Source organism: Flavobacterium sp. (assembly GCF_027490375.1).
Taxonomy (GTDB): domain Bacteria; phylum Bacteroidota; class Bacteroidia; order Flavobacteriales; family Flavobacteriaceae; genus Flavobacterium.
This window is the reverse complement of record NZ_JAIXYH010000009.1, coordinates 1-19,298: the sequence shown is the minus strand read 5'-3', so window position 1 is coordinate 19,298 and position 19,298 is coordinate 1. Positions and strand designations below refer to the sequence as shown.

General features: G+C 39.6%; 17 protein-coding genes and 1 tRNA gene. 10 read left to right on the top strand and 8 right to left on the bottom strand.

The window, feature by feature from the left end:
• Positions 1-249: 249 nt before the first annotated feature.
• Together Q0064_RS01395 and Q0064_RS01390 are read right to left on the bottom strand one after the other, a co-directional pair.
• A complete protein-coding gene (locus tag Q0064_RS01395; RefSeq protein ID WP_298143163.1) occupies positions 250-963 on the bottom strand; it encodes a hypothetical protein in 714 nt (237 codons plus the stop codon).
• On the bottom strand, positions 956-1,507 hold the full coding sequence (locus Q0064_RS01390; RefSeq protein WP_298143160.1) for a sigma-70 family RNA polymerase sigma factor: 552 nt from the start codon (positions 1,505-1,507) through the stop codon (positions 956-958). Before Q0064_RS01390 ends, Q0064_RS01395 begins: the two co-directional genes overlap by 8 nt.
• Before the next feature lie 100 nt (positions 1,508-1,607).
• Between Q0064_RS01390 and Q0064_RS01385 the strand changes: the two genes are divergently transcribed.
• Genes Q0064_RS01385 through Q0064_RS01375 form a run of 3 tightly spaced genes read left to right on the top strand, consistent with a single transcriptional unit; the run spans position 1,608 to position 6,431 of the window.
• Positions 1,608-2,912 (top strand): OmpA family protein, encoded by a 1,305-nt coding sequence (locus Q0064_RS01385; RefSeq protein ID WP_298143158.1) that lies wholly within the window; start codon positions 1,608-1,610, stop codon positions 2,910-2,912.
• A 3-nt stretch (positions 2,913-2,915) separates the two neighbouring features.
• Positions 2,916-4,262: a hypothetical protein gene (locus Q0064_RS01380; protein ID WP_298143155.1), complete on the top strand. Its 1,347-nt coding sequence runs from the start codon at positions 2,916-2,918 to the stop codon at positions 4,260-4,262.
• Positions 4,263-4,274: 12 nt separating this feature from the next.
• Positions 4,275-6,431, top strand: coding sequence for a T9SS type A sorting domain-containing protein (locus Q0064_RS01375; RefSeq protein WP_298143152.1), 2,157 nt, complete (start codon positions 4,275-4,277; stop codon positions 6,429-6,431).
• A gap of 546 nt (positions 6,432-6,977) precedes the next feature.
• On the opposite strand, the gene Q0064_RS01370 is transcribed toward Q0064_RS01375, so the two are convergent.
• From Q0064_RS01370 to Q0064_RS01355, 4 genes are all read right to left on the bottom strand, one after another.
• A complete protein-coding gene (locus Q0064_RS01370) occupies positions 6,978-7,928 on the bottom strand; it encodes a hypothetical protein (protein WP_298143150.1) in 951 nt (316 codons plus the stop codon).
• Positions 7,929-8,120: 192 nt separating this feature from the next.
• Positions 8,121-9,431, bottom strand: coding sequence for a UDP-N-acetylglucosamine 1-carboxyvinyltransferase (gene murA, locus Q0064_RS01365; protein WP_094485608.1), 1,311 nt, complete (start codon positions 9,429-9,431; stop codon positions 8,121-8,123).
• Positions 9,432-9,435: 4 nt separating this feature from the next.
• Positions 9,436-10,131, bottom strand: a complete 696-nt coding sequence (locus Q0064_RS01360) for a DUF4290 domain-containing protein (RefSeq protein WP_298143144.1) — start codon at positions 10,129-10,131, stop codon at positions 9,436-9,438.
• A 2-nt stretch (positions 10,132-10,133) separates the two neighbouring features.
• A complete protein-coding gene (locus tag Q0064_RS01355; protein ID WP_094485610.1) occupies positions 10,134-10,418 on the bottom strand; it encodes a DUF493 family protein in 285 nt (94 codons plus the stop codon).
• Positions 10,419-10,727: 309 nt separating this feature from the next.
• Here Q0064_RS01355 and Q0064_RS01350 point away from each other — a divergent pair, with 309 nt between their 5' ends.
• The 5 genes from Q0064_RS01350 to Q0064_RS01330 all read left to right on the top strand — a co-directional run bounded on the left by Q0064_RS01350 (position 10,728) and on the right by Q0064_RS01330 (position 15,424).
• A complete protein-coding gene (locus Q0064_RS01350; RefSeq protein WP_298143140.1) occupies positions 10,728-11,267 on the top strand; it encodes an ATP-binding protein in 540 nt (179 codons plus the stop codon).
• 2 nt (positions 11,268-11,269) lie between these two features.
• Positions 11,270-13,156: a RecQ family ATP-dependent DNA helicase gene (locus Q0064_RS01345; RefSeq protein WP_298143137.1), complete on the top strand. Its 1,887-nt coding sequence runs from the start codon at positions 11,270-11,272 to the stop codon at positions 13,154-13,156.
• Positions 13,150-14,100 carry a methionyl-tRNA formyltransferase gene (fmt, locus tag Q0064_RS01340; protein WP_298143166.1) on the top strand — a complete coding sequence of 317 codons (951 nt, stop codon included), beginning with the start codon at positions 13,150-13,152 and terminating at the stop codon, positions 14,098-14,100. Before Q0064_RS01345 ends, fmt begins: the two co-directional genes overlap by 7 nt.
• A 149-nt stretch (positions 14,101-14,249) precedes the next feature.
• Complete coding sequence (locus tag Q0064_RS01335; protein ID WP_298143134.1) at positions 14,250-14,519, top strand: HU family DNA-binding protein; 270 nt, start codon at positions 14,250-14,252, stop codon at positions 14,517-14,519.
• A gap of 344 nt (positions 14,520-14,863) precedes the next feature.
• Positions 14,864-15,424, top strand: a complete 561-nt coding sequence (locus Q0064_RS01330) for a YqgE/AlgH family protein (protein WP_094485616.1) — start codon at positions 14,864-14,866, stop codon at positions 15,422-15,424.
• A gap of 7 nt (positions 15,425-15,431) precedes the next feature.
• On the opposite strand, the gene Q0064_RS01325 is transcribed toward Q0064_RS01330, so the two are convergent.
• Entirely contained in the window at positions 15,432-16,253 is an 822-nt protein-coding gene (locus Q0064_RS01325) for an aminotransferase class IV (RefSeq protein WP_298143129.1), read from the bottom strand.
• Positions 16,254-16,300: 47 nt separating this feature from the next.
• On the bottom strand, positions 16,301-16,693 hold the full coding sequence (locus tag Q0064_RS01320; RefSeq protein WP_094485618.1) for an START-like domain-containing protein: 393 nt from the start codon (positions 16,691-16,693) through the stop codon (positions 16,301-16,303).
• Between the two features lie 133 nt (positions 16,694-16,826).
• Here Q0064_RS01320 and Q0064_RS01315 point away from each other — a divergent pair.
• A tRNA-Met gene (locus tag Q0064_RS01315) sits at positions 16,827-16,900 on the top strand.
• 277 nt (positions 16,901-17,177) lie between these two features.
• Positions 17,178-19,298 (top strand): M14 family zinc carboxypeptidase (locus Q0064_RS01310; protein WP_298143123.1); only part of this gene is annotated, 2,121 nt, incomplete at its 3' end.

The window sequence follows — 19,298 nt, the reverse complement described above, 5'->3', positions numbered from 1 at the left end:
CAAGATATCCAATAGGCAGATTTTATTTCTTACCGTTATTTCTTTTTCGCTTTTTTAGCTTCTTTTACTTTTTTCGCTTTTTTAACTTGTTCAGCTTTCCCGCGCGAACGGGTGCAGCGATATCCTTTTTGGCGTTGCAGAATTTCCACTACTGTTTCGCCAAAAAGATAAAGCGAAACACGTGACGGCGTGAACAATTTTTGCGCAGCGACGTAACGTGTGCCGGCGCGCCCAAAAAAGAAAAGAGATTTATAACTCGGCAAGCAGCTGCTGCGCCAAATCGTATTGTGGATGATTTTTATCTAAAGCGATTTGTTTTAAAAGAGGAACGGCGTTATCAGCCTGATTTAATTGCAGATACGCCAAAGCCTGATACCAAAGAGCCGACTTGGCGAGTTGCGTATTTTTTGAACTTTGCGCACGATTAAACAAGCGAATCGCATTTTCAGGTTGCTTCAATGCTAAGAAACACATTCCTCGGTAAAAATCGCCGTACAAAGCCCGATCTGCTGCCGATAAATTAGAAAATCCTTGCAAAGCTCTCGTGTAATTTTCATTCTCGTAAGCTTCAAAAGCTCGCGTAGTGATGCGATTGGCATTTGCTGTCCGAGTATTTGTTTCAATAATATTTGGGTATGCTTGAAAATACGAGGCATACAACTCTTGCTCGGAGGGTTGTTGCAACGTAAAAACAAGTGTTATCGCTAAGAAAACAATCAATAAGGCAGCTACAAACCAATACTGCTTGTTGCCATTACTTTGATTTTCGTTATTCTCAATTTCTCGGAGCTGCTTTTTGAGTTTCTGACGTTCGTTCGCAGTAATGGCTTGTTTTAGTTGCGTCTGAAATTCAAAATCGGCCCGGAAATCAGCATCGGTATTCAGCAAGGCATCAAAGGCGGCACGTTCAGCGTCGGTCAAGGTTTTCTCGAAGTATTTATCTAACAATTCTTGCTTATCCATTGTTTGATTTTGTGAAGTTCATTAAGTCTTTCAACTGCTTGATGCAACGCGATTTTTGACTTTTCAATACATCTTTACTACTTGCGCCTACGGCTTCCAGAATGGCGTCTAATTTTTGTTCTTCGTAATAAAACAGTCGGAGCAACTCTTGGCATTTTGGTCCTAATTTCAAAAACTGCTCTCTCATAAGCTTTGTTTGTTCGAACGTATCATCAGCTGTTTCAAAATCTTCCCAGTCAATTTCCTTCAAAACAGAAAAATCGGTTTGCAAATGTGGCTGCTTTAACTTTTTGAAGATCATAAATTTCCCTATGGCAATCAAATAAGTACTAACGGAACTTTTCAGTGTATCTAATTTACCGCGTTTTGCGTTTTCAATCAAGGCGATAACGGCGTCTTGGTAGATGTCCTCTACATCGTCTGTCGTTACTGCATATCGACTTGCTACGGCAAAAAAAACTTTTTTGTTCGACAAATAGATTTCTCGAACCACGGTTGGGTCGTCTTGTTTTAAAGCGGCAATCTGCAACTGCTCGTTAAGCATTAGTGGCGAATATGTTTGAAAGTAAACAAAGCTAAATAAAATCTGGCGCGCATGTTTACCTTTTTCATATGTCGGCACTAACAACAAAACCATCTAAATCATGAAGGCTATAAATAAAACTAAAATTTCATTATCTGTACTCGTGTTAATGCTGTTTCAACATGTGGCTTTTGCTCAAAATACCATGAGCGACCGCGTAAAAGAGAACGCCAAAAACAAAACTATTAATCGTGGCGAGCAAAAAGTTGATAATGCCGTTGAAAACACACTCAATAAAGTGGAAGACGGCGTAAAAAACTTGTTTAAGAAAAAAGATAAAAAGAAGAAAAAGGAGGCGATTGAAAGTACTAAAGCTTCGGAAAACACAGACGCTGTTAAAAGGTCGAAAGGAAAAGCTCCGGTGAAAGGAAATTCGAAATTCGACTTTATTCCCGGTGAAAAAGTATTGTATATCGATAACTTCGAACGATTAGCCCAAGGCGATTTCCCAGCCGAATTCAACACCAACTCTAGTGGCGAAATCGTCAGCATCGATGGAGCAGCTGGAAAATGGTTATCGATGACGAAAAACGGTGCGTTTATCCCTGAGAACATTAAAAAGTTACCCGAAAACTTCACTTTAGAATTTGAGTTGGGAATAAATACCGATCCAACCAATAACTACGCGGGCTTTGGATTACACTTTACGACGCAAAACGAAGAATTAATGAAAGATATGTTTTTCTCGAAGGGCGGTTCGATTGTGTATTTGCATCCCGGCGCTGCAGAAGCATCTATTTGGGTGAATCCGCTAAACGGCAGCGAAGTAAGTAACAGTGTAAAATTACCGCAATGGGACGTAAATGAAGGTTACAACTTTGTGAAAATCTCGGTTTGGCGCCAAAAAGGACGTTTGCGCGTGTATGCCAATGAAGATAAGATTTTCGATGTTCCGCGCTTCTTTACGGAAACTAAAGCATATGATTTTGCATTTTTCAGAAGCTTTTTTGACGCTTGTGAAGTTTACGTAACCAACATTCGATTTGCTGTTGCTGGAGCAGATAATCGAAGTAAACTCATTACAGAAGGGAAATTTGTAACAACGGGTATTCGATTCGATGTAAACAGTGATAACATTCGCCCAGAAAGTGGCGCCATTCTAAAAGAAATTGCAACTGCCTTGCAAGAGAACTCAGGTGTTCGTATCAAAATTATCGGAAATACGGATAGCGACGGCAACGATGCGGCGAATCTGGCACTATCAAAAAAGCGGGCAGCTGCCGTAAAAGCGGCACTGGTAAGTTTTTATGGTATTGACCCTAACTGCATGGAAACCGACGGTAAGGGCGAATCGGCGCCGTTGAACAAAAATGCTACGCCTGCCGAGAAAGAGCAAAACCGACGTGTTGAATTCATAAAAATGTAAGCTATGTTGAAAATCATTACATACAGCTTGCTACTGCTGAGTTTCGCAACTGTTCTGGCACAAAAACCAGTAGTTAAAAAAGTACCTCAAAAATCGACTATCGAAGTTGTTTCTGTTCAAAGCGAAGTCAAGAATAACGGAGAACCAACAATCATTGAACTCGGAGAAAGCCCAACCAAATCTGCTACTACACCGAATTCTGGAAAAGATTTTGGTAAGGAAATACCATTAAAGGGCACATTTTCCTTCAACAAAAAAGTAGGATTTATGGTAAACAGTTCAGAAGGAAATATGGTTTCTTATTTCTATTTGAATACCCGAAACGGCTATGCCATGCAAGATCACAAAGCTTTGTTGGAGTTAGGTGCAATGGAAGACGACGGGGAAGTAAATCAAATTAAATCGCCCAACAATGACTTCTACCAGTATATAAAAAGTTCGGAAGGCAATTACGCAATGAAGATGGGCAGTCAACAGTCGATGGTAATCCACGATATGGAAACGAAAGAGTTGAGCAAGATCTTCTTTAAAACCTTCAAAAAAACGGGGGCAAAAGTTGGAAAAACAGGTGGGAATAAATACCCGAGAGTAGAATACAGCGGAACATATGAAGGAAAGAAAATGTCGATCTGGCTTTCCAGTTCACAAGATATTGTTCTTGACACAAAGTTCACCTCTTCCCTTGTTGGCTTCTGGGGATTGGGATTTATTGCTAGTCCGTCGGGAAAAACCTACATGATTACGGGAATTGAAGAATCTGGTGTGTCGATTTTTATGACGTACATCGAAAACAGCAGTTTTAGTTTTTCGGGTGCGAGTTACAAACCGGCCGGCGACGTGATGGGTGCAGGAGCAGCAACGCGAAAAAATGAGATGAATGCAGCTGTAAAAGCAATGTATGAAGCGGCTCAGAATGAAGAAGATCCGCAAAAACGTGCGTTAATGATGCAACAAATTAAAAATGCTGAAGCAATGTTGAAAGATACATCGGTAGACTTAGAAAAATTTGAAAAAAGTAGTGATATAGCTGATTTACCAAGCAATACGCAGGCAAACAATCCGGAAGCTACCGCTCAGTATTACGACATGATGATTTTGCAAATCGAACAAGCTATCCTAGAACACAAGAAGCAACTGCGATCGCACGAAGCAAGTGGATATTCAACCGGAATTACGAGTAGCACATGTATGATAAAATGCACTGAGGCGGAACGAAACAGACTACAAAAATTAAAATCAAATCATATTAAAATTCTAAACGACTACAAAAACGACGAGGAGAAACGCGACGCGAAAGTGAACGAACTTTTGGAAAGAAGCGGAACTCCTACAGCGTGTAATTGCGATTAAAAATCAAATCTTATGTTTAAAAAATACACTTTCGCTCTTTTACTTTTTCTGACATCTCAACTAACGCAAAGTCAGACTATTGAATTTGAAGATGCTAATTTCAAACAGTATCTACTTGACCTTGAAGATCAGGTTCTTGGGAGTTCGTATGCGCTGAATTTGGCGGGCATTCAAACAGTTATTGATGTTGACGACAACGGCTCGATTACCGTTCAAGAAGTACAAAACATCAGCGAATTATCTATGGCTGGCATTAACTTTAATATTAATTCTTTAGCTGATTTGCAGTATTTTACAAATTTACGGAAAGTGCGAATCATGGATCAAAACATACAGGAGATAAACTTTTCGCCTAACGCACTGTTAGAAGAAGTAGAGCTGGCTACTTGCCCATTAACCACAGTTGATGTCACTGTATTACCGTTACTAAAAAAACTCTCTATAAATCAAATCCAATTAACGGCATTAGCTATTAGCAATCCGTTGTTAACGGATATTTATTTATTCAACACGTCATTAACGACAATCGATTTTTCAAATACACCAGAATTGTACACCGTAAATATTACCGACAATACTTTGGTTGAAATTGACTTAAACGATACCAAAGCAATAAACATAACTTGTTCTGGACCTAATTTGGAACGTATTTTCATGAAAAACGGAAGTACAGGTTCAAATTTAAGTTTGTTTGAAACACCGAATATTAAATTTGTGTGTATCGATCCAACCGACTTAACTGCATTTACCATTAATTTTCTACAAACTCAGTATTCGCAATTAAACATTAACACGTATTGCAGTTTCGTTCCGGGCGGTACCTATTATGAGGCAATAATCACTAATAAGTTGGATACTGATAGCAACGGCTGTAACGCTGCTGATGCCAATATTGGTCCGTTGCGATTTGAAGTTTTTAGTCCTAATGGTTCGGGAATTTTCACCAATAATTTAAATGTCCCACTTACAATTCCGCTACAAGCAGGTAGTTATACTATTTTTCCGAGACTTGAAAATCCGTCTTATTTTACTGTAACTCCGTCTTTGGTAAGTGTCGACTTTCCCGAGGATCAATCACCTTTAGAAAATCAGTTTTGTTTGGTGCCGAACGGCGTTAAAAGTGATGTGGAAGTTGTAGTAACTCGTTTGCCCCGACTCATACCTATGGCGGGTTTTGATGTAAAATACAAACTTGTCTATAAAAACAAAGGAAATCAAATCGAAAACGGAACAGTAAAATTGAATTTCTTAGGAGATGTGATGGATATCATTAGCACTACAGTGGAGCCAACGACTGAAACAGCTAACCAACTTACATGGAATTACACAAACTTACGACCTCAAGAATCGCGTGCTATTGTGATTAACTTTTTATTGAATTCTCCACAGTCGGCAGTACCTCTTGACAGCGATGATATTTTAGATTTTGGCGGATTGGTAGAAGGAACTATTCCCGGAACTGATCAGACACCCGACGACAATTCGTTTTTTCTTTCTGAAAAGGTAGTTAACTCCATGGATCCAAACGATATTACCTGTAATGAAGGTGAAATTGTTGGCGCAGAACTAATTGGTCAATACGTACATTACACGATACGTTTTGAAAACATCGGAACAGCCAATGCAAGAAACGTGGTAATAAAGAACTTACTCGATACTTCTATATTCGACATTAGTACTTTGATTCCGCTCTATAGCAATTTTAATTTTGTGACTAGAAGCACCAATAATTTATTCGAATTTATTTACGAAAACATCGATTTACCTTTTGATGATGCCAACAACGACGGTATTTTAATCTACAAAATCAAATTGAAAAACAATTTGGTAGTTGGAAACACATTTACAAATCAGGCCGAAATTTACTTCGACTTCAATTTCCCTATAATCACCAATATAGCGAGTACACAGATACTAACATTAGGTGTAACTGAGAACGAATTAGCTGATATTCAAATCTATCCCAATCCGGCAAGTCAGTTTCTCAAATTAACGCAAGTGCCTAGTTCGAAGTTTTTATTACGTATTTTCGATCTTGCTGGTAAAAAAATCCAAACACTCGAAAATCAAGAATCTGTTGATGTTTCAGGACTTTCAAATGGATTGTACTTGCTTAAAATAGAAAGTGAAGGAGGAACAAGAACATTAAAATTTGCGAAAACAAATTAAAGGTATAGGAAATGACAGGAGCAAATAAAGAAATTCTGAATTAGATTTCTCGGAATTGTAGCACGCTAGCGCTTTTGCTTCCTTACAATTAAAATTCGCGCTACGCTGCCTAGCCTTGTTGAAATTGATTGATGAAATTAATCTTGGCAAAAGCTCTAAAAAAAGCGGATGACTTCTTTCGAAAGCATCCGCTTTTATTTTTTTGAAAGGACCAAAATTATTTCAAAGCTAGGCAACGCCTGACCATCATATCGTTTTTCATACGAGTAAAACCTGCACGAAAGCGAGAAAAGTTGAAAATAATGTTGGGATAAACTTTGGGACGAACTCTCTTTTTAAACTAATCATTAAAACCGTCGTTTATTTAGTTATATTCTTCGGCATCCAGAAGAAAAAAAGCATTATAACCAACTACTTAAATGATTTTTAAGTTCGATTCATATGCCGAACTCACCAAACAAAAAATTCTTCTTCCATTTCTAATGTAAAAAGACTGGTAATGAAGAAGAATTTTAAGAGTAGCCGTGAATAGATATTTTTCCCAACTTAGTTTCCTATGTTTACATTTATTGGGCCAACCCAAGCTGTAGCTGTACCATTTGTGCAACGAGTTCTAACATAGAAGTCGTATTCCGTATTTTGAACCAATGATAAATAGGTAACTGTTTCAGATGTACCCTGTTCTATTGCATTAGACGTTGGAGATTGATTATTTCCTACCAAATTATATTCGTAATTGTTTGAATTCCCCGGATCTGACCATGTGAACTCAGCACCAACGGGTTCTCCGGCAAAATTAGTCACAACACTATAGCCTACATTTACAGGAGCAGTGCAAAAATTTTGATTTGACGGAGAATAATAGGTAAGCGGACCAATCCAATCGCTATATGCTTGAGAATTAGAGCAAAAACTACGGACATATAAATCGTAAAACTGACCTGCTTGAAAAGTAAAATCATTTGTAGAGGTCGAGTTTACTGTAAAAATAGTACCCGACCCTAAATTAAAGCCCTGTGTCCCGTATTGAACTTGATAAAAGCCCGTTCCATCAGGAATGAACGAATCCCATCTGAAATAACCTGCTTCTGTTCTTAAATCATAGGGTTCATCACAATATGGTTCAATGATAATCGTAACTGCGTTGGAAGGTTCAGACTCTCGAGTACCCGAACTAGAAACAGCATATAAAAGTAAAGTCACCATCTCTCCACCTTGAAGATTAAGTGACTCTAATGAAAGTGATGCCGAACCCGTTAGAGTAGTCAGGAAAATCTCTTCTCCGCCAGGGTATACGTTTCTCAGGTTGGCCGCGCTTACATTACCAAATGTGGTATACTGAATATTTAACTTAGCACCGTCTTGAACTGCACTGAAACTGCTAATTCCAAAATTAGGTGCTGAATCATCGGAACCCGAGCAACCCGACAATATCATAACAAAAATCAAAATCGTGACTGTAAAAGCTCGTGTTAGTGAGAGCGCAGAGAAAACCATAATAATCAAATTAAAATCTAATTACAAAACGCTAAACTTAAATAAAAACGCTAAATACCAACGAAATAGGCACCCTTAAAGCGCGCCGTAAATGTAACTTTTTTATCATAAAAGCAAACTTTAAGTAGTTTATAAATTTGTAAAACTGTATTCCGTATTTTATTCAATCACAAAAAACAGTGATTCAAACCACTATTCGCGCACTATTCTTGCTCCAATAGCTCGTAAACGTGCTTCGATATCTTCGTAGCCACGATCAATTTGCTCAATATTTTGTATGGTACTCGTTCCCTTCGCCGATAAGGCAGCGATTAACAACGAAATTCCCGCACGAATATCCGGCGACGACATCGTAGTAGCTTTTAATTGCGATTTAAAATCATGTCCAATAACAACCGCGCGATGCGGATCGCACAACATAATTTTCGCACCCATATCAATCAACTTATCTACAAAGAACAAGCGGCTTTCAAACATTTTTTGGTGAATCAACACATCGCCTTTGGCTTGCGTGGCAACAACAAGAACGATACTCAATAAATCGGGCGTAAAGCCAGGCCAAGGTGCATCGGCTATCGTTAAAATAGAGCCGTCGATATCGGTTTTAACTTCGTAGCCGTTGGTATGTGCCGGAATGTAAATATCATCGCCACGACGCTCTAAAGTAATTCCGAGCTTACGGAACGTATTAGGTATAACACCTAAATTATCCCAACTTACGTTTTTAATGGTAATCTCACTTTTGGTCATCGCAGCCAAGCCGATCCATGACCCAATTTCAATCATATCCGGAAGTATACGGTGCGTACAACCTTTTAATTCGGAAACACCTTCAATGGTAAGCAAATTCGAACCAACACCGGTAATTTTTGCTCCCATAGAATTGAGCATCTTCGCTAACTGCTGCAGGTACGGTTCGCAAGCCGCGTTGTAAATGGTAGTTGTACCTTTCGCCAAAACAGCTGCCATAACAATGTTTGCTGTTCCGGTAACCGATGCCTCGTCTAGGAGCATGTACGTACCTGTTAAGCCATTCGGAGCTTCTACACCGTAAAAATGATCTTCGCGATTGTATCTGAAACTCGCTCCAAGATTTATAAAACCTTCGAAATGGGTATCTAAACGTCGACGTCCGATTTTATCGCCACCTGGTTTTGGAATGTACCCGCGACCAAAACGAGCTAAAAGCGGTCCTACAATCATGATTGAACCACGAAGCGAACCACCTTCTTTTTTAAAAGCTTCGGTTTCCAAATAGCCAACATTTACCTCATCGGCCTTAAAGGTAAACGAGCCTTTTCCGTGCTTGGTTATTTTAACACCCAAATTACCCAATAATGTAATGAGCTTATTTACATCGATAATATCCGGAACATTATCAATCCGAACTTCTTCCGAAGTAAGTAAAACTGCACATAAAATTTGTAAAGCCTCGTTCTTGGCGCCTTGTGGCGTAATATCACCTTTTAAGGAATGTCCGCCTTCTATTTTGAAAACTCCCATTTAACTATTGTTGTTTGCGATTTTTAAAATTCTTACCGTTTTTGTTTTTGTGTTTAGGCTGTCCGGTATACACCTTATTCGACATACGTTGGTTGGTTTTGATTAGTTCGATAGAATGCACCAACTCTTCTTCACCACCTGTAAGATTTATCTTTCCGTCGGATAATTCATAGAGATGTTCGAAGATAACATCGTCTTTAACGGTGTCTTTATTCCAACTTAAATACATCTTTTTCATGTGGTTGGCAATTACTTTCACCAACGCACTTTTCATTTCGCCTTCTTCCCAAGAGTTTGCTACATCGATCATGAATTTGATGTTATTTCCGTAGAAGCGATATTTGGGAAAATTCTGTGGATACGGCATGGGATCTGGACGCAATTGCAGTACTTCACGACTCGGAACCGGATACGGTGAATCAACGTCGAGTTTAAAATCCGACATGATAAAAATCTGATCCCAAAGCTTGTGCTGGAAGTCGGGAACGTCGCGCAGATGCGGATTTAATGTTCCCATTACATTGATGATGTAGTTCGCTGCTTTATTGCGTTCGGCACGATCTTCAATTTGCGTTGCTTGATCAATCAACTTTTGCAAATGACGGCCGTATTCGGGGATAATCAAATGCTGACGCTCCGAATTGTATTCCAAATGATGCACAACGTCGGCAGCATTCTCTTTGATGTAGGGTTTGTTCATACTTATAAAGATACGATTCCTTCGATATCGGAAACCTCGATGTATTTGTCGATTATAGATTGCGAACTAGGCATGGTCACGGAAACGGAAACACTAGTAAATTTCCCGGTTTTTGACGTGTTGGTTTGAATAACGGCACCCATTAAATCGAAAGCCGACTCTACCCGCGCAATATTGTGATTACTTGTTGGAACAATAAACTTAAACAGATACGGCAACGGATATGTAGCCCCGTTTTCAAGCTCCAACTTTAAACGTTTGTAAAATTCTTCTGTCTTACTATCCATGACATTAATAACGGCAAAGATACCAAAACTTAGGTGTAATCCTAAAGCAACTTTTATGTGTAAATAGTGTTGAATTTTTACGTTTAAATTATTGAAATATAACTATTTAAAAATTAAATATACTAGAATAACTTTCCATGCCATCAGTTAAAAATGACATTAAGTTAGCTCAAAATGCATCCAAAAACAAAGAAGCGCCGTAAATGCTCGGAAAAGGCGCAAAGTTCTGTTTTGAAGCAGAAAATTTCGCATTTAGAATGATTATCGAAAACAAAACAACGCAAATTTATACCTTTGCACCTATTGATTATGAAGACTAAACCAAAACTAATTGCGCTTGTTGGCGGACCCGGAAGTGGAAAAACTTCAGTGTTGGAATCGCTCGAAAACCTCGGATTTACTTGCTATCAAGAAGTGTCGCGAGAAGTTACACTCGAGGCTCAAAAAGCAGGTATCGACCAATTGTGGATTGCCGAACCGCTGCATTTTAGCCGTATCCTTCTCGAAGGACGAATCAAACAGCACGATCGAGCGCTAGACGAACCAAAAAATACCGTTATTTTCGACCGCGGTATTCCTGATGTCGTTGCCTATCTTGATTACATCGGCGACCATTACCCAAAAGAATTTATCGATGCGTGTAATACCTACCGTTACGACCAAATTTTCTTTTTTCCGCCGTGGGAAGCTATTTACCGAAACGATAACGAACGCTATGAAAGTTATTCCGAAGCAAAAGAAATCGGCGAAATCTTGGTAAATACGTACGAACGTTTTGGTTATGAACTTCAAACTGTTCCTTTTGGAAGCATTGATGAACGTGTTGCATTTATCACCCAAAACAGCTGAAATTGTCTGTCGTAAGTCAAACTCTTTTAAAGTATTGGAATAAAACCAGCTTTCGCGAAAATCAACGCGAAGCCATTGAAAGTGTTCTCGACGGAAACGATACACTGGTATTTATGGCAACCGGCGGCGGTAAATCGCTTTGCTATCAACTTCCCGCACTACTTCTAAACGGAATCACTATTGTAGTATCGCCCTTGGTCTCGCTGATGCAAGATCAAATCAATAGTTTAAGCGATAAAGGCATTAAAGCAATGCAAATTAGCGGCAGCATTCCAAAAAGCGAGCTGACACGAATGTTCGATAACTGCCGATTTGGAAATTACAAATTACTTTATCTGTCGCCAGAAAAGCTCAGCAACGAAGAAGTTCGCCGACATCTTGCGCAGTTACCTATCTCACTGATTGTTGTAGACGAAGCACATTGTATTTCGCAATGGGGACACGATTTTCGTCCGGCATTTCTAGAAATTCCAGAGATTAGAGCATACGCACCACAAGCACCCCTGATTGCGCTTACAGCCACTGCCACGCCACGAGTTAAAGCTGATATCAGCGAGAAACTCCGACTCAAAAATCCGAAACTTTTTACAAGCAGCGTTTTTCGAGCAAACCTCAACATTATTGTTTGGGAATGTGAAGATAAACTTTACCGTATCGTACAAATCTTGAAAAAATACCGCGGTTCGGCGATTATTTACGTTCGAAACCGACGCGCATGCGCCGAATTTTCTGCTGCTTTAGAACAACTCGGTGTAACGGCAACTGCCTACCACGGCGGGATGCCCGAAAATCAACGAAAAGAAAACGCGGCACTTTGGACCGACAATAAAAAGCAAGCTATTGTTGCCACCTCGGCCTTTGGAATGGGAATCGACAAACCCGATGTGCAAAGCGTCATTCACGTGCATTTGCCCGACAGCATGGAAAGCTACTACCAAGAAATTGGACGTGCGGGTCGCGATGGAAACGAAGCATTTGCAGTGATGCTCTACGGAGCAGCCGATATCCACCGAGTTAAAGCGCAATTTTTAGCCAGCTTGCCCGATGAAGCTTTTGTGAAATTGGTGTACGATAATTTACACCGGTATTTTGTGATTGCCGAAGGAACCGGAGCCGGAGAAATATATGGTTTAGACGTCGATGCGTTCGCAGACAAATACCAGCTTGCATCGATCAAAGTGTTTCACTCGCTCCGCTTTCTCGATCGCATGCAGTACATTCAATTCGATATGCAAACGCGTACCGAAATTCAGGCACACTTTAAAGTTGAGTCTAGAGAAGTTTTGCGCTATATGAGTGTGCACCATGCAGCGGCAGCTCCGTTAGAAGCCATTTTACGCTTGCATCCCGGAATATTTGAAGGCAGTGTAAAATTAAATGTTGCCAAAATTTGTCGATTAAGCAAAACCAGCGAAGCCGATTTGATTGCCTTGTGTACGAAATTATCCGAGCAAGCGATCATGGAAACATTGATAAGAAGCAAGAGTTGTAGCGTGCGTTTATTGCGAAACCGCGACAGTTTACATCATATCAATGCTGTGGTTAAATCGCTGCGAGCAGAAAACGAATACAAAACACAAGCTATCGACCAAGTCATACGATTCGCAGCAGATAAAACGATTTGCAAGCAGCAAGCTTTGGCTATTTATTTTGAAGAACCGTTATCCGAAAATTGCGGCAAATGTTCGGTTTGCCGAGGAAAGCGGGTTGCCGAAAAACCCGACGTATCGAAAGAAATTTTAAAAGCGCTAGAAGAGAGAAGTAAAAGCAGTCGGGATTTAGAACAAGAACTCCAAGTGGAAAGCGTAGATTTAATCGCGACCATTCAGCATTTACTTGAACACGAATTAATAGAAATACAAGCCGACAATACATACCGAAAATTATGAGTTTACGAGTTGTTTTTATGGGAACGCCCGGTTTTGCCCGCGGTGTTTTAGAACGTTTAACCACTTCGACACATCAAGTAGTGGGTGTAGTAACCGTGGCAGATAAACCTGCAGGACGCGGACAAAAACTGAGCACTTCGGCCGTGAAAGATTTTGCCGTGGAGCAAAAACTGCCTTTACTGCAACCCACAAATTTAAAAGACGAAGCATTTACTGAAGCGTTACGTACTTGGAACGCCGATGTTTTTGTGGTAGTTGCTTTCCGTATGTTGCCAAAAAGCGTATGGAGCATGCCAAAATACGGCACTTTTAATTTACACGCCTCACTGCTGCCGCAATACCGCGGTGCTGCACCAATAAATTGGGCCATTATAAACCAAGAGACGAAAACAGGTGTAACTACCTTTTTTATAGACGATAAAATCGATACCGGTGCGATGATTTTACATCGAACGACAGAAATTGACGAACGAGAAACTTTTGAGAGTTTACACGACAAACTCTTGGCTGTTGGAAGCGAATTGGTAGTTGAGACACTAGATGGTATTTTTCAAGGTACGATTGAACCCAAAGTACAATTGGAAACGGAAACATTACTTGAAGCACCAAAACTGAACAAAGACAACACGAAAATTGATTGGACTAAAAATTGCAGGGAGGTAGATGCTCTGATACGCGGACTCTCGCCCTACCCGACTGCTTGGACGCTCTTTCAAGAAGACGAAACCACAACAGCAACAAAGATCTTTTTAGCAACACCAAAACCTGAACTCAATTCAATTCCTGTGGGTAAAATCGAAGTTATAGGTAAAGAATTGCTGGTTGGTTGTGGTTCAGGAGCGCTTAAAATTGAAGAATTACAGTTGGCAGGCAAGAAAAGAGTGCGTGCTATCGACTTTATAAACGGACTTAATAGGCAGAAAACACAAGAGTTTATCAGCTAAAGTAAGTTTTTTCTTACAGAATTACTGGCAAATGTTAAAGTTATAAACTTTTTTTAGTCAGTTTTTGCCTAATTTGTTGCGTGGTATTTATAAACTATTAAATTTGTTACTATTAACAATATTTTTAACCAACATTAATAACGAAAATTATGAACAAATCAGAATTAATCGATGCAATGGCTGCAGACGCCGGGGTTTCGAAAGCAGCAGCTAAAGCAGCACTTGAGTCATTCCTAAAAAATGTTGCTGGAGCACTAGGCAAAGGCGGAAGAGTTTCTTTAGTAGGATTCGGGTCATGGTCAGTATCTGAAAGAGCGGCTCGTGAAGGTCGTAACCCACAAACCGGTGCAACAATCAAAATTGCAGCTAAGAAAGTTGTTAAGTTTAAAGCAGGTGCTGAATTAGAGGGCGGCTTGTAAAATTACAACACCTATATATGAAAGGCTGTTCACTTCGAACGGCCTTTTTTATTTATAGTCGATTCCGAGAAGCATTTTTCGGTAACGATTTTTGCGTTAACGGCTGGAGCGACATCCTTTTGCCTTAGGAACGCAGGCAAAAGATACAGCGGAAGACGTGGCGGCAAAAGTTCGGGAATGGCCTGGGTTTTGCCGAAACGCCCAAAAAAATCAAAAAAAACACTTCTTTTTCAAATTTGGTTTTCAGGACATTAGTAAAAATTTGAAACTTTTAAGAAAGTTACCGTTAAAAAGCGCTGTTTTTCAATTCTTTTTTTTGTTAAATTTATCCAAACGCAAATGGCATGACTGCGGATAAACTCGATAAAGGACATTTACTGATTGCTGAGCCTTCGATTTTAGGCGACGTTTCCTTTAATAGGTCGGTTATTTTATTGGCCGATCACAGCAGCGAAGGTTCGGTTGGGTTTATCATTAACAAGCCACTTCCCTTTTATATTGGCGACCTGCTGCCCGACATTACGGCAAAATTTCGGGTGTATAACGGCGGGCCGGTCGAGCAAGATAACCTGTATTTCATACACAACATTCCGCATTTAGTTCCAAACAGTGTCGAAATTAGCAATGGCATTTACTGGGGCGGCGATTTCGAACTCATCAAAGAACTGATGAATTCTGGGAAAATTGAGAAACAAAACATACGCTTTTTCTTGGGCTACACCGGTTGGGATGCGCAACAACTCGAGCGCGAAATGAACGATCACGCGTGGATTGTCACTCAAAACAGCTACAAAAACAAAATTTTAAGCAAGCCAACCTCTAAGTTTTGGAAAGAAAAAATGATGGAGCAAGGCGGAGAATACCTTGTGTGGTCGAATGCTCCCGACGATCCGAGACAAAATTAATCTTTAATTACTCGGCAATTAGCGCATTTAAACGCATTCTAATTTCCGCTGCAGCCGTTTTTTCGTAGTCTTTTTTACGGTACTTGGTAACCGAACCCACACCTTGAATGGCATTGGTAAAAAACAGCTCATCGGCTTGTTGCAACTCGAAAACAGAAATTGGTCGCTCTTCAAACGCATATTTTTCTTTTAAAACTGCGTCGGTAAGTATCGTTTTTCGAATCACGCCGTTTTGGCAACCTTCCGAGAGCGGCGCGGTACTTATTTTAGTTCCGAAACGCACAAATAAGTTGGCGTTAACCAATTCCACAACATTTTTATGTTCGTTAAGTAAAAGGCAGTTTTGCCAGTCGTTTTCCTGTGCGTAAATCGCGGCAGTTACGTGAATGAGTTTGGAGGTCGATTTTATCGTCGACAGCAATTGTGCCGTTATCGTAAAATCGCGGTAAATATCTACTTCATAAGGCTCGTTACTTGCGGTAAAATCGGGCTGTTCGAGCGGTTCGGCTTCGATGGTATAACTGACTTGCGAGGTTGATGGAAAGTATTTTCCGCCGACGTTTCTAAAAAAAGTGATGCGAACGCGCGCATTTGGGGCTTGAATTTCGTTCGCTTTATCGCAGAGCATGGCTTCGTAGGTTTCCTGATCGAGCCATTGTGGAATGCTCATACGGGCAATTCGGAGCGCGGCCATGAGTCGGAAATAATGCAACTCGGCGAAACACACCTTACCCAAACGAATTTTTACGGTATCGAAAACGCCGTCGCCGTATAAAAAACTGCGGTTGTGAGGATTGATTTCAGCGGGATTTGGGTATGCATTTGCCATAAAAAAAGCCTTGATAATTCAAGGCTAAGATACAATTCGATTGGCAATTACACCGAACCGATAACATGTTTGAGATCAGCAACTTGATTTTCCCATAGTTGTGCTGCTTCGCCTAATTCGTCTTCTGGGGCGAAATCGGTTACCAAAAGTGAAACATCTTTGGTGATTTCGTCTTCCATTATTTTGAGTTCAAAAAAGTAGTCGGTATCCTTGTCTCCTTCGTCAATCCAGCGAAATTTTACTTTTTCGCCCGATTTTCTGGAAGCCAGTCTGGCACGCTCTTCGGTATCCTCCCAAATAAAGGTAAAAATCTCTCCTCGCGAGTTTACGTTATCTGCAAACCACTCACTTAAGCCCGAAGGTGTTGATATATATTGATACAAGAGTTGCGGCGAGGAATTGATGGGGAACTCGAGTTCGTATTTAACTTTTACTTCCATGGTTGGTATGTCAATTTTTGCGAAATATAATGAATATCGGATTAAAACAACAAAATCGAAAAAAATAATTAAAAATACTTTGAGGGTTTGCGTAACATAAGAAAGAATGTATCTTTGCAGCCGCAAAACCAATGGCGAGGTAGCTCAGTCGGTTAGAGCGCAGGATTCATAACCCTGAGGTCGGGAGTTCAAATCTCCCTCTCGCTACACCCGAGGCAATAGCCGAACAGACGAAGTTAATCCCAATCATTTAACCGATTGGGATTTTTTTATACAACTAAATTCGTTTTCCTAAAGATTTTATTTATTCTGAACTTACTACAAAAGACTAATTTATTTTCTTCAAAAAAATATTTTTTGTAAGTAATTATTTTCATTAAATTATTTAAAATGCATTTTATCGATTTTATATGTATTTAATCGATAAAATATTTTGTCAAAAATTAAGGATTATTTAGGTTTGCCTTTCAAAAACCCTAAAAAAATGAAAAAAATTACCCTAATTCTGTTGTTAACTATCCTGTTTTCAAGCATTTCGTATGCCCAAAAAGATAGTTCTTACGAAAAAGCCATGTACTATTTGCGTGAAAAAGGTGAAGTCATTTTAACTTTCAAAGCCAATAGTAAAGAACAGTTCATCGAACTGAGTAGAGTGGTTTCCGTCAGTCACAAACACGTGGATGAAAACCTCTTGGAAGTTGAAGCTTATGCTAACAAGGATCAGTTTCAACGGTTTCTGTCTTATGGACTATCTTACAAAGTAACTCAGGAAGACAATGAAATTCCGGTTGAATTAACCTCAAATTATAGTACTCAAGCTGTGAATGCTTGGGATACCACTTGGGACGCTTATCCAAGATATTCAGAGTATGTTGCCAAAATGCAATATTGGGCAGCAACTTACCCGAGTTTGTGTACCTTACAAAATATTGGTGCTACTCCAAATGGAAGAGCTTTATATGTTTTAAAAATTTCAGATAATGCTTCTTCAGATGAAACTGAACCTGAATTCTTTTACACTTCGTCTATGCACGGTGATGAAATCACAGGTTATCCAACTATGTTGCGTTTTATAGATTACTTACTAACCAACTATGGTTCATTGTCGGAAGTAACTAACTTGGTAAATGGAACAGAATTATACATCAATCCATTAGCAAACCCGGATGGTTCTTATAGAACTTCTGGTAATGATATTTACAATCCAGGTGGAGCAGCAAATACTCCTACGAGAGCAAATTCAGCTGGTGTGGATTTGAATCGAAATTATCCTGATGCCATAGGAGGTTTACACGATGATGGTTTTGCTTATCAACCCGAAACAAATGCGTTTTTAAATTTTCAAGCTACACGAAATTTCGTATTATCTGCTAATTATCATGGCGGAACAGAAGTAGTGAACTTCCCTTTGGATACATCTAACACACCGGGAACAGGAAACTTTAGTTATCATCCACACGATAACTATTTTAAATTTGTCTCTATCGAATATGCACAATTGTGTCAAACAGCAGACGGAAACTTGAATTATATGGATGCTGTTTACAATACTGGACAATTTCCGGGCACAACCAATGGTGCAGCGTGGTATTCAGTATACGGCGGAAGACAAGATGCTAGTAATTATTTTGAACACAACAAAGAAGTAACAATAGAAATATCAGATTTAAAAACTCCAGCTGCTGCTAATTTACCTTTCTTTTGGACAAGAAACAGACAGGCCTTATTGAACTATGTAAAACAAGCGAGTTATGGATTACACGGAATTGTTACGGATCAATCAGGGAATCCAATTCATGCCAAAGTATATATTGGTGGAACTTTTGATAATTTTGGTTCGTGGGTAGAAACTTCACCAACCAAAGGTGATTACCATAAAGTGCAAATTGCAGGAACTTATAATGTTATTTTTGAAGCTCCAGGATATGCTACACAAACCATTCCTGTTACTTTAACTAATAATGCAACTACAACGCTCAATGTAACGATGGTGCCAACCACTTCGGTTCCAACTGCGAGTGACGCCACAATCTGTACAGGTCAAACAGCAGCATTATCAGCTACTGGCACAGGTACAATCAGATGGTACAATAGCGTTGCTGCTACAACTCCATTAGCTACAGGTGCGACTTACACTACTCCAACACTTACTTCAAACACATCGTATTGGGTAGAAAGAGAAGTTACTCCAGCTAATGTTGGTCCAGCTACTGTGTCTGGTACAGGAGTGGCAAACACAACTATTGCTAATCGCTATATGATTTTTAATTGTACTGCTCCAACTAAGCTAAAATCCGTTTTAATTTCAGCTACAATTGCAGGTCAGTTGTTAGTTGAATTACAAAATAGTTCGGGAGTGATGTTAGAATCTAAAGTAATTCGTTTATCAGCAACTGGCGCCCAAGACATCGAATTGGATTTCTTTTTACCTGCTGAAAATGGATTACGTTTAGTATCAAGACAAATAAGCAATACAGGTATAACAGGTACAATAAATTTAACACGAGCTACTACCGGAATTACATATCCATACACTAATGGAACTGTAACCATAACGGGTAATAGCGGAACTGGAACTTTCGTCCAATTTTTCAACTGGAAGTTT